We start from the raw sequence: 12,430 nt of genomic DNA, 5'->3' as shown, positions 1-12,430 counted from the left end.
GGGGCTGATGTGGCCGCAGTGTTTCCCGCCTTTCTGGTCCGGTCAAGGCTTGACCAGGTTGTTTGATGTCCCCCGTGCCGTGCTTCGGCTGTGCCCGAAACCATGGCTCGTCGGCTTCTCGCCGTGTTCGAATGTCCGCCCATTGGCTCTCTCATAAGGTGAGAAAGCGGGATTCGTCGTGATGGGGTGCTTGTGGATATGGAGCCGGTTGCCGTAGTCGGTATGGCGGTTCGGTTTCCGGCGGCGAGCGATCTTGACGAATTCTGGCGCAATCTCGTCGAGGGCCGGGACTGCATCGGGTCGCTTTCCGACGAGCAGATCCTGCGTGCCGGTGAGGACCCCCGGCGCCTGGCGATGCCCGGGTACGTGCGCAGGCGGCCCCGCATCGACGGGCCCTACGACTTCGACGCCGGGTTCTTCGGCGTCACGCCGAGGGAAGCGGAGATCCGCGACCCGCAGTTCCGGGTGTTCCTGGAGGTCGGGCACGCCGCCCTGGAGCACGCGGGGCAGGTGCCCGCGGACTTCCCGGGGCGGATCGGCGTGTTCGCGGGCGCGGGCGCCAACAGGTACGCCAGCGCCCACGTGGAGCCGGACGCCGCCCTGCTGCGCTCGGTCGGCCAGCTCGCAGTGGACTTCAACAACGACCCCGACTACTTCGCCGCCAGCATCGCCCACCGACTCGGGCTGACCGGGCCGAGCGTGACGGTGCGGACCGCGTGCTCCACCTCGCTGGTCGCGCTGCACCTGGCCCGCCAGGCGTTGCTGTCCGGCGACTGCGAGCTGGCCCTGGTCGGCGGCGCGATGATCGACCCGGCCAGCGAGCGCGGGTTCCTCCACGTGCCGGGCGGGGTCAACTCCCGCGACGGTTCGTGCCGCCCGTTCGACAGCGAGGCCACCGGCACGAACTTCGGCGACGGCGTCGGCGCGGTCGTGGTCAAGCGGCTCTCCGACGCGCTCGCGGACGGCGACACGGTCTACGCGCTGGTGCGCGGGTCGATGGTGAACAACGACGGCGGGCGCTCCACCGGCTTCACCGCCCCCAGTGTTGACGGCCAGGCCGACTGCATCACCGGGGCCTTCACCGCCGCCGGGCTCGACCCGCGCACGATCTCCTACTTCGAGGCGCACGGCACCGGGACGGGAATCGGCGACCGCACCGAGGTCGCCGCGATGACCAGGGCGTTCCGCGCCCTCGCCGGACAGCCCCTGCCGCCGGGCTCCTGCCTGCTCGGCTCGGTCAAGTCCAACCTCGGCCACCTCGGCACGGCCGCCGGGGTGGCGGGCGTGATCAAGACCGCGCTCGCGCTCTGGCACGAGCGGCTGCCCGCGAGCATCAACGTCGGCGCCGTCAACCCGGAGCTCGGGCTCGCGGACTCGCCGTTCGAGGTGATCACGGAGTCCCGCCCGTGGCCGCGGCGGCCGGGCGAGGTCCGCCGCGCCTGCGTCAACTCCTTCGGCATCGGCGGCACGAACGCGCACGTGATCCTGGAGGAGCCGCCCCCGGTGCCGGTCGAGCCGAGGGAGAAGCGCGAGCAGGTCGTCGTCTGGTCGGCCGACGAGGCGACCGCCGCGACCGCGCTCCGCCACCGCCTGCGCGAGCACTTCGCCGATCTCGACGACGAGCTGCTGGCCGACGCCGCGTACACGCTCCAGGTCGGCAGGACCGCGCGAGCCGTGCGCTCGGCGGTGGTCGCCCGCGACCGCGCCCAGCTCGTCGAGCGCTTGACCTCCGGCGTGATCGCCACGGACACCCCGCACGAGGCGGAGCTGCGCTTCCCGGACGAGTCTTCCTGGCGGCCGGGTCTGGCACGCGAGCTGCACGAGGCCGAAGCCGACTTCCGCGACGCCTGCGACAGCGCCTTCGACGTCGTTGAAACCCTTGCCGGACAACCACTGCGCACGATGTGGCTGTCCGGGTCGGAGGTGCCGCCCGATGTCGCGCGGCCGATCCTGTTCGTTATCCAGTACGCGCTGGCGACCTGCCTGCTCCGCTGGGGTGTGCGACCGGCTCGGACGTCCGGTGCCGGAGTCGGTGAGCTGGCCGCCCAGGCGGTGGCCGACGGGGCGATCTCGCGGCAGATCGCCGAACGCGTGACGAACGGTCCACAACGGACTGAGCAGGTCGGCGGTGAAGCGGTGCTGGTGATCCACCTCGGCCGCGATGCCCTGCCGATCCGCTCCGAGACCACTCTCAACGAGGCCCTGGCCACCCTGTGGGTGCACGGCCAGGACATCGACTGGCGGCGGCGCGCTCCCCGCTCCGCGCGCCGGGTCGCGGTTCCGGGCTACCCGTACCAGCGCAAGCGCTACTGGGTCGACTACCACGGTCCGGCAGTCGCGGTGCCTGCCGACCAGCCGCCCGCGCCAACGGGATGGACCCTGCTGCACGAAGCCTGGCGCGCCGCCGACGAAGCACCTGCCGCACCCGTCCCGACCGGCGCACGGGCCTGGGTGCTGCGGCCCGACGACGCCCAGTGGGTCAGCGACGCCGTGAGCCAGGCCGGATACTCGGTCACCACCGAAGCACAGGCGGCGGACCTGGTCGTCCACGCGCTCGGCGTCACCCCTGAAGCCGATGTCGATCTGGACACTGTGGACGCTCAGCTGGAAGCCGGTCTCCACAGCATCCACGACCTCGTGAAGCAGCTGTCTACACCGGTCACCCTCGCGATCCTGAGCCGGTACTCGGTCGACCTGACCGGAGCCGAACCGATCAACCCCACCCGTGCGATGCTCAACGCCTTCGCCCGCACCGTCGAACGCGAGAACCCCGGCATCCGCTGCGTGCTCATCGACGTCGGGCCGTTGACCGTCAACGCGGTCCTGGCCACCGAACTCGCGAGCCTGACCGCCGACCGCGTGGCGTTGCGCGGCAGAACGCGGTGGCTGCCCGCCATCGCGCCCATCGACGACGGCCCGGCCGAACCCGGTCTCCTGCGCGAGCAGGGGATCTACCTGATCACCGGCGGGCTCGGGGGAGTGGGGCTGGTGATCGCGCAAGCCCTGGCCGACACCGGACTGCGCCCGAGGCTGGCCTTGCTCGGCCGCTCCACCGACGGCCACACCGCCGCGATCGGCCGACTCGAAGCCGCAGGCGCCACCGTCGCCGCGATCACGGCCGACGTGACCGACCCGGAGTCGTTGCGCGCCGCACTCGCCGAGATCGAGCGCAGGTTCGGCCGTGGCCCGCACGGGGTCGTCCACGCGGCCGGAGTGGCGGGCGGCGGCCTCATCGAACGCCGCAGTAGATCCGAAGTGGACAGAGTGCTGCGGGCGAAGGTGCACGGAACCCTCGCGCTCGACCGGGTCCTCGGCGATCTCGACTTCCTCGTGCACTTCTCCAGCCAGGCGGGGATCTCCGGACTTCGCGGCAGCGCGGACTACGCGGCGGCCAACGCCTTCCTCAACGCACACGCCCGGCGACGCCGCCTTGACCACCCCAGGACCCTCGCGATCGCCTGGCCCGCCTGGGAGAACACCGGCATGACCGATCACGGCGGCTACCAGGTCATGATCACGCCGGGTGGGACCTGGCAGCTCGACGAGCACCGATTCGGCGCGGTCCCCGTGCTGCCCGCCACGGCGATGCTGGAGTTCGTCGTCGCTGCCGCGAGGGAACAGGCCCTCGTGCCGGATACGGCGGCAGTCGGCGTGCGAGACATGCTGATCCTGCGGCCGTTGCCCGCGTCGGAGCCCCACGTCATCGAGGTCACCACCTCCGGCGCCAGGTTCCGTCTGCGTTCGCGGCCCGTGCACGGTGACGGCTGGACCGACCACGCCGAAGGGCGGATCGAAGCCGCCGATCTCGCACAGCAGGCCGTCCGTCCGGTGCGCCAACCTTCACTCACTGGAGCCCAACAAGGGCCGAGTGCGGCGGCAGGACCAGGATTCGGCTTCGGCCCGAGATGGAACAGCGAGGTCCACCGGCAGGGCGACGACAGCGAAGCCGTCGTGGAACTCGCTCTGCCCCAACAGTTCCACGCGGACCTGAGTGACCACGTCCTGCACCCCGCGCTGCTTGACGTCGCGACCTCCGTCCTCGTTGACACCACAGCCGACACGGTGTTCGTCCCGTTCCGCTACGGCACGGTCGCCGTGTTCGACCGGCTCACGGCTCGCATCACCGCCCGTTCCTGGCTGCGCGAACACACCGACACCGCACGAGTGGTCGATGTGGACATCCACGACACGGCGACCGGCGAGCACCTGGTCGCGATTCGCTCGCTGACCTTCCGCGCCGTGCCTCGCGCGGACTTCACCACCCCGCAAGTCCAGCCGGTGTCGCGGCAGCCGCATCTGAGTCCCGGAGAAGGCGCGCGGATCTTCCTTGACGCCCTAGGGCGAAGCCTGCCCGCCACGGTGATCGTCGACTACATCGGTGAGCAACCCGAACCTGAAGAAGCAGCACCACCACCGCCTAGCGAGCAGCCGGTGACCGAAGTCGTCCGTCAACTGTGGACAGACCTGCTCGGCAACCCCGACATCGGCCTGGACGACGACTTCTTCGACGTGGGCGGCAGTTCCCTCGCGGCGGTGCACATCGTGGACCAGATCGAACAGCGCTACGGAATCGCGCTGAGCTCGGGCGCGCTGTTCGACTCGGCGACGGTGCGCACCCTTTCGGACACGCTGATCGAACGAGGAGCGCGATGAGCGAGCAGATCGCGATCGTCGGCATGGCCTGCCGGTTCCCCGGCGCGGACGGGGTGACCCAGTTCTGGGACAACCTCCGCGACGGCGTCGATTCGGTCACCACCCGCTCCGAGGCCGACCTCCGCGCGGCGGGCGTCTCGGAGAGGCGGCTTTCCGATCCGAACTACGTCCGCGCTGCCGCACTCGTCGACGACCTGGCCGGGTTCGACGCCGACCTGTTCGGCTACACGCCGGAACAAGCCCGCGCGGTCGATCCGCAACACCGGCTGTTCCTCGAATGCGCCCACTCCGCCTTGCAGAACTCCGGCTACGACACGGGCCGAGCTCCGGGTCGTGTCGGCGTTTTCGGTGCCGCGGCCCCGAACCTCTACGGCGCACTGCACGTCAGCCGCGACCCGGCGGCGCGCGCCTCGCTCGCGGCTCTCGAATGGAGCGTCGGCAACGAGAACGACTACCTGGCCACCACCGTCTCGCACCGTCTCGGCCTCGACGGCCCAAGCCTGGCCGTGGCCACGGCGTGCTCCTCGGCGCTGGTGGCCGTTCACCTGGCCGCCCAGTCACTTCGGTCGGGCGACTGCGACCTCGCGCTCGCCGGAGCCGCCGACGTCCAACTGCCCTACGGGCACGGGTACCTCTGGCACGAGGGCAGCATCCTCTCCCGTACCGGCCGCTGCCGACCGTTCGACGCCTCCGCCGACGGAACCGTGTTCGGCTCCGGCGCGGGTGTGGTCGCGTTGAGACGCCTCGCGGACGCGGTCGCCGACCGGGACCACATCTACGCGGTGATCGACGGCTCGGCGGTGAACAACGACGGCGCGCGCAGGTTCACCTTCACTTCCCCGGGCATCATCGGCCAGGTCGAGCTGATCGAGGCCGCGCTCGCCCGCGCCGGTCTCAGCGCCGCCGACCTCGGATACGTGGAATGCCACGGCACCGGGACCCAGGTCGGCGACCCCATCGAGGTCGAAGCTCTGACCACGGTGTTCGACAAGCACGGTGTCACCGCCACCGCGCGGACCCCGATCGGCTCGGTCAAGGGCAACGTCGGTCACCTCGGCACGGCGGCCGGAGTCGCCGGGCTGATCAAAGCCGCCCTGGCGGTCCACCACGGACAGATTCCGGCGAACGCGGGCTTCACCGAGCCGAACCCCGACATCGGCTTCGAGACCAGCCCCTTCTTCGTCAACACCGAGCTCCGCGACTGGCAGGAAGGCCCCCGCGTCGCGGGCGTCAGCTCCTTCGGCATCGGCGGCACCAACGCCCATGTCGTGCTCACCCAAGCCCCGGCCGTCACCGCCGAGGCCACCGCCCGTCCCCGGCACCTGATCACCGTCTCCGGCCGGACCGAAACGGCCGCTAACGCGGCGTTGCAGGCGCTCGCCGACACCGTCCGCCGCAACCCCGACCTCGACCTGGCCGACCTCGCCCACACCCTTCACCGAGGCCGAGCCGCGCACGTCCACCGCCGCGCCCTGGTGACCGCATCCGGTGAGAACCTGGCTCAACGGCTGGAAGAACTGGTCGTCGAGGGCCGCCCTCCGGCTCCGCGCCGCGCACCGGCTGTCGCGTTCCTGTTCCCCGGCCAGGGCGAGCAGTACGCGGGCATGGGCCGTGAGCTCCACGAACACGAGCCGGTGTTCCGCCGCGAGTTCGACCGTTGCGCCGACCTCCTCGGCCTGGACCTCATGTCCATGGAAAGCCTGCGCGGCACCGAACTCGCCCAGCCCGCGCTGTTCGCCGTGGAGTTCGCCCTTGCCCGCCTGTGGACCCACTGGGGCGTGCGACCACGAGCCCTCGTCGGACACAGCGTCGGCGAGTACGCGGCGGCCTGCGTCGCCGGATGCCTCAGCCTCGAAGACGCCACGAAGCTCGTCGCCCTCCGCGGCAGGCTGCTCGCGGAGACCGCGGCGGGCGCGATGCTCGCCGTCCCCCTCGCTGAAGAGGAAGTCCGCGCGGAACTGCCGCAGGACCTGTCGATCTCGGCGGTCAACGGAACCCGGCTCACGGTCGTCTCCGGAACCACGCAGGCCGTCGACCAGGTCCGGGAACGCTTGACAGCCAAGGGACTGCGCTGCGTCCCGCTCCCGGTGGACCACGCGTTCCACTCCGCGCTGATGGACCCGGTGCTGTCGAAGTTCCGCGCCCTGTTCGACGACATCGAGCTGCACGCTCCGAAGATCCCGATCCTGTCCGGCCTCACCGGCGACTGGCTCACCGACGAGCAGGCCCGCGACCCCGAGTACTGGGTGCGGCAGCTGCGTGAGCCGGTTCGCTTCGCCGACGCGCTGAGCACGTTGTGGGACAAGGGAAACCACGCCCTGATCGAGGTCGGCCCCGGCGGCACCCTGTCCACTCTCGCCCGCATCCACTGGCGCGAGACCCGGACGGGGACCCCGCCGACGATCGTGCCTTCGATGCGCCACCGCGCCGACAGCCGCACCGACTCCGACCTCCTGCTGCGTGCCGTGGGCACGGTGTGGTCCAGCGGGGTCGAACCGGACTGGGAGGCGTTCTGGGCGGGGGAGAACCGCAAGCGGCTGCCGCTGCCCGGCTACCCCTACGAGCGGGTGCGCGCGTGGGTGGAACCCGACCCGGCCCGCCCGCCGCTGGACGGCATGTGGGACATCGCCATCACGCCGGCGAGCGCCCCTGCCGAGGAGTCCCCGCTGGCGCTGCCCACCTGGGCCGAGCACCCGCTGGACCAAGCCCACACCGGCATCACACCGGGCGAGGCATGGCTGGTGTTCACCTCTGGAGCGAGGGTGATCGACCTCGTCCTCGACGACCTGCGGCAAGCCGGGGCGAAGGTGGTGCGAGTCGAGCCGGGGGAGGACTACGCCCGTCGCGCTCCCGGCCAGTACACCGTCCGTCCCGGGCACCACGAGGACTACGACCGGCTCCTGACCGACCTGGCCGCCGCCGACCTCGCTCCCCGCCGCATCGCGCACGCGTGGCTGCTGGACGAGGACAGCCTGGAGCACGGCCTGCACAGCCTGCTCGCGCTCGGCCGGACCCTGGCCAGGCGTCGCATCTCGGTGCCGATCGCGCTCTCGATCATCGCGACGGGGCTGCACGAGGTCACCGGCACCGACCCGGTCGTCCCGGCGAAGGCGACCGTGCTCGGCCCGCATCACATGGTCAACAAGGAAATCCCGAACGTGACCAGCCGCGTCATCGACCTCGCGCCGCCACACGATGCCCGGTCCCAGGCACAGCGACTGTTGGCCGAGCTCACCGCCGAAGGCGACCAGGTCGCACTCCGCGGTCACCGCCGCTGGGTGCGCGAGTTCCGGCCGCTGCCCTCCGCCCCGCAGCAGTCCACCCCGGCCCTGCTCCGCGAACGCGGCACCTACCTGATCACCGGTGGGCTCGGCGGCATCGGACTCGCCCTCGCCGAGGACCTCGCGCGCCTGGTCCGGGCCCGCCTGGTCCTGGTGGGCCGCTCCAGCTTCCCCGACCGCGCCGACTGGGACACCTATCTCGCCGAAGGACCGTGCCCCATCCGCAAGCGGACCATCAGGCGCTTCAAGGCGATCGAGGCCCTCGGCGGCTCCGTGCTGGTCCGCGTCGCCGACACCACCGACGAGAACGCGATGCGCGCGGTCCGCGAGTCCGCGCACGAGGCGTACGGCCGGGTGGACGGGATCTTCCACGCGGCGGGCAGCCCAGGTGGTGGCATGATGGCGGTCCGCCGCCGCGAGGACGTCGACGCGGTCCTCGCCCCCAAGGTGACGGGAACCCAGGTCCTGGACCGGCTCTTCGGTCAGGAACCGGACTTCCTCGTGCTCTTCTCCTCGGTGACCTCGCTCGTGCCGACCTTCTACGGCCAGGCCGACTACCTCGCCGCCAACGCCTACCTCGACGCGTTCGCCCACTCGTGCCCCGCCGGTCCCCGGTACACGGTGTCGATCAACTGGGACGCCTGGAGCGAGACCGGGATGCTTGCCTCGGACGAGCCCCGGGAGGACACCGACTACATCCGCACGGCGGAGGGGCTCGAACTGCTCTGGCGGGTCCTCGGCTCCCGGCTCGGCCCCCAGGTGATCGCCTCGCCCCGCGGACTCGCGGAGGTCGGCCGCGAAGCCGACCAGCGGATGAGCACCCCGAGCGTCCCACCCGCGCCGACACCCGCGCCTGAAGGACACTTGGCCCCGGTCGCGCGCCCGCAGCTGGACGGCGCGACCGAGCTCCAGAAAACCCTGCTGCAACTGTGGGAGGAAACCCTCGGAGTGCCGGACCTCGAACTCGACAGCGACTTCTTCACCCTCGGCGGCAACTCCCTCCAGGCGACCCAGCTGCTCACCAGGCTCCGCCAGCACCTGGACGTCGACCTGCCCGCGGCGACCCTGTTCGACCACCCGACGGTCCGCGCACTCGCCGACGAGGTCGGCGCGCTGCTCACGTGACCGGGACGACGATGGAGACGACCGCGGTCAACCTCGCCGATCCGCGAACCTTCGCCGAGGCCGACCTGTCCGGGTTCTGGCGCGAGGTCCGGACCAGGCGGCCGGTCTACTGGCACGAGCCCCACGGCTTCTGGGTGGTGTCACGGCACGCCGACATCCTCACCGTCTACCGCGACAACACCCGCTTCACCTCCGAGCGCGGCAACGTCCTGGTGACGCTGCTCGCGGGCGGTGACTCCGCGGCGGGCCGGATGCTCGCGGTGACCGACGGACCGCGACACCGCGAGCTGCGCCAGATCCTGCAGAAGGTGTTCACCCCGCAGGCACTGGCGCAGGTCGCCCGCCGGGTTCGCCAGAACACCCGCCGCCTCGTGATCGACGCGGTCGGTCGCGGCGACTGCGACTTCGCCACCGACATCGCCGGCCAGATCCCGATCACCACGGTCGGCGACCTGCTCGGCGTTCCGGACGGCGACCGGGAGTTCCTGCTCACCCAGACGAAGATCGCGCTCAGCTCCGACGAGCACGACGCGGACGAGCTGGAGTCGTCCCTGGCGCGCAACGAGATCCTCGCCTACTTCACCGACCTCGCCGCCCGGCGGCGGCAGGCGCCCGGCGACGACGTGCTCAGCGCGCTGGTGACCAGCCGCGTCGACGGCCGCCCGCTGTCCCCGGACGAGGTCGTGCTCAACTGCTACAGCCTGGTCATCGGCGGCGACGAGACCAGCCGCCTGTCGATGATCGAGGCGGTGCGCGCCCTCGCAGAGCACCCCGACCAGTGGGACCTGCTCAGGAGGGGAGAGGCCGACCTCGCCAGTGCCGTCGAGGAAGTGCTCCGCTGGGCGAGCCCCACGATGCACTTCGGCCGGACCGCGCTCGTCGACGTCGAGCTCGGCGGCCAGCGGTTCGCGGCCGGGGACGTCGTCACCCTGTGGCACAGCTCCGCCAACCGGGACGAGACCGTGTTCACCGCCCCCGACCGCTTCGACCTGCGGCGCTCACCCAACAAGCACATCGCCTTCGGCCACGGACCGCACTTCTGCCTCGGCGCCCAGCTCGCGCGGATCGAGATCGCCGAGGTGCTGGCGGCGCTGCGCGCGTTCAGCACCGGCTTCGAGGTCACCGGCCCCGCCCGCCGGATCCACTCGAACTTCCTCACCGGCATCAGCAGCCTGCCGGTGCGGTTCACCCCCGACACCGCCGAGCTCTACTGACCCGACGCCGAGGACACGGTCAGCGGTGAGTCCTGCGCCGCGCTGCCCGTGCGGTGCAGCTTCTGCCACGGCAGGCGGGCACCGGTGCACGCGGTCACCACCGACTGGATCACGACCAGGTACATGAGCTGGCGGTAGACGACCGGCTGCAACACCAGGGTCCACAGAGGACGGAACCGTTCACGGTCGAGCCAGAACGCCACGAGGGCGGGAACCAGTTGCAGTGCGAAGAAGCCGATCCAGGCCACGGCACCCAGCATCGGCTGGCTGAACAGGCTGACCAGAGCGAACACGTCCACCGCGGGGGCCAGCAACGGCAACAACACCTGGTAGAGCAGCAGGTACGGCAAGCCCCGACGCCCCAGCCTGCCGCCCAACCCGCGTTCGCGCACCGCGCCCCGGTGCTTCCACATCGCCTGAAGGGTTCCGTAGCACCAGCGGTAGCGCTGCCTCCACAGCTGCCCCAGGCTGGCAGGCACCTCCGTCCAGGCCCGCGCCGACTCCTGGTACGTCACTGCCCACCCGGCCCGCTCCAGCGCCATCGTGAGATCGGTGTCCTCGGCGAGGGTGTCCATCGGGATCCCGTCGACCTGGAGCAGGGCACTCATCCGGAACGCGCCGACCGCGCCGGGAACGGTCGGCATGCACTGCATGACGTCGTACATGCGGCGGTCCAGGTTGAAGCCGATCACGTACTCGATGTGCTGCCAGGTGCCGAGCAACCCGCTCCGGTTGCCCACCTTCGCGTTGCCGGACACCGCGCCCACAACCGGATCGGTGAACGGGCGAACGAGCTCCGAGACGGTGTCCGGTTCCAGCACCGTGTCCCCGTCCACCATCACCACCAGCTCGGTCTGGCAGTAGCCCAAGCCGGTGTTGAGCGCCGCCGCCTTACCGGCGTTGTCCTGGCGGATCAGCCGAACGTCGGGCAGTCTGAGACGCCGCACCACGTCGGCCGTGCCGTCCGTCGACCCGTCGTCGATCACGATCACCCGCACCGGCGTCGTGCTGGCGAGGATGGAGCGGAGCGTGGCCTCGATGCCCGCTTCCTCGTTGTACGCGGGTACGAGCACGGTCACGGGCCGCCGGTACGGCTGGTCGTCGCGGCGGCTCAGTTTCTTGCGGCGCGAGTGCACCATGGCGCAGCCGAGCAGGAGCACCGCGCGCACCAGGGCGAGCAGGGTGCACACGATGACCAGCCATCCCATGATGCTGTTGAGGGCGTGGGCGGCGCTGGTGGTCAGCAGGATGGCGCTGCCTTGCGTCCGCTCGCCCCAGGACGCGTACGTGGGCGCCGCCGACGGGAGAACGCCACCGAGCGTGCTGAAGTGCCACCCTCGCTGCCGCAGTGACGGAATGAGTTTCTCCAGTGCCGCGACGGTTTGCGCGCGATCACCGCCGCTGTCGTGCATCAGCACCACCGCGCCACGGTTGTCCTGCGGCGTCGCCGCCTTGACGATCGCGTCGACCCCCGGCCTCATCCAGTCCTTGGAGTCGAGGTCGGACAGGGCGGCCACGTACCCGGAGTCGATGAGCCCGTTGACCGCCCGGAAGTCCGCGTCGTCGAGATCCTCCGGCCTCGCGGAGTAGGGCGGCCGAACCAGTCGGCTGGACCGGTCCGTTGCCCCGGCGACCACCAAGCGGGTCTGGTCGAGCTCCAGCCTGGTGCGCAGAGGCCCGGCCTGGCTGAGGTCGGTGTGCGTGAATGTGTGCAGCCCGATCTCGTGCCCGGCGTCGACGATCTGCTTCGCGACAGAGGGATTGCGCGAGACCGCGGCACCGGTGACGAAGAACGTCGCGTGCACCTCGTTGCGGCGCAACACGTCCAGGACCGCGGGCGTCCACACCGGGTCCGGGCCGTCGTCGAAGGTGAGCGCGATCGTGTGATCAGGAACGCGTCGCGATGCGAGGCCATGCTCGTCACGCCCGAGCAGCGGCCCGCCGGAGCTGACACTGGCGGGCACGTTCGCCGCCGCGTCCTTCGTGATCCGCGCTCCACCGTCGATCCCTTGCAGCACAAGAGTGTCCAGCAGAATACCGCCGAGCAGAACCAGAAGGGTCACCGCGAGCAGCGCCCAATGCGTCCTCGGCGTCCGGCGTTCAGTGGCCATTGCCAGGCTTGCTGGTTGTGCGCTTCGAGCTGCTGGGGGACTTGGT

General features: G+C 70.9%; 4 protein-coding genes. 3 read left to right on the top strand and 1 reads right to left on the bottom strand.

The genetic code is table 11. The features are described 5' to 3' along the window. The first annotated feature begins 198 nt into the window (after positions 1-198). From ACFFQA_RS16890 to ACFFQA_RS16880, 3 genes are read left to right on the top strand one after another with little or no spacing between them, the layout of a single operon-like run. Positions 199-4,653, top strand: a complete 4,455-nt coding sequence (locus ACFFQA_RS16890) for an SDR family NAD(P)-dependent oxidoreductase (RefSeq protein ID WP_377852914.1) — start codon at positions 199-201, stop codon at positions 4,651-4,653. Then, entirely contained in the window at positions 4,650-9,059 is a 4,410-nt protein-coding gene (locus ACFFQA_RS16885) for a type I polyketide synthase (protein WP_377852913.1), read from the top strand. Before ACFFQA_RS16890 ends, ACFFQA_RS16885 begins: the two co-directional genes overlap by 4 nt. Then, the gene (locus tag ACFFQA_RS16880; protein WP_377852912.1) at positions 9,056-10,273 is read left to right on the top strand and encodes a cytochrome P450; all 1,218 of its coding nucleotides are present in this window, start codon (positions 9,056-9,058) and stop codon (positions 10,271-10,273) included. Before ACFFQA_RS16885 ends, ACFFQA_RS16880 begins: the two co-directional genes overlap by 4 nt. Here ACFFQA_RS16880 and ACFFQA_RS16875 read toward each other — a convergent pair. Then, positions 10,267-12,384: a bifunctional polysaccharide deacetylase/glycosyltransferase family 2 protein gene (locus tag ACFFQA_RS16875; protein WP_377852911.1), complete on the bottom strand. Its 2,118-nt coding sequence runs from the start codon at positions 12,382-12,384 to the stop codon at positions 10,267-10,269. The two genes, ACFFQA_RS16880 and ACFFQA_RS16875, sit on opposite strands and share 7 nt — an antisense overlap. Positions 12,385-12,430 lie beyond the last annotated feature (46 nt).

It is taken from the genome of Allokutzneria oryzae (assembly GCF_042429765.1).
GTDB classification, from domain to species: domain Bacteria; phylum Actinomycetota; class Actinomycetes; order Mycobacteriales; family Pseudonocardiaceae; genus Allokutzneria; species Allokutzneria oryzae.
The sequence above is the reverse complement of the archived record's forward strand: the minus strand, read 5'-3'. Positions and strand labels throughout refer to the sequence as shown.

Bases quoted from the DNA above. Each gene is read 5' to 3' on its own strand.
- ACFFQA_RS16875 (WP_377852911.1), bottom strand. From the start codon at position 12,384: ATGGCCACTGAACGCCGGACGCCGAGGACGCATTGGGCGCTGCTCGCG.
- ACFFQA_RS16890 (WP_377852914.1), top strand. From the start codon at position 199: ATGGAGCCGGTTGCCGTAGTCGGTATGGCGGTTCGGTTTCCGGCGGCG.
- ACFFQA_RS16885 (WP_377852913.1), top strand. From the start codon at position 4,650: ATGAGCGAGCAGATCGCGATCGTCGGCATGGCCTGCCGGTTCCCCGGC.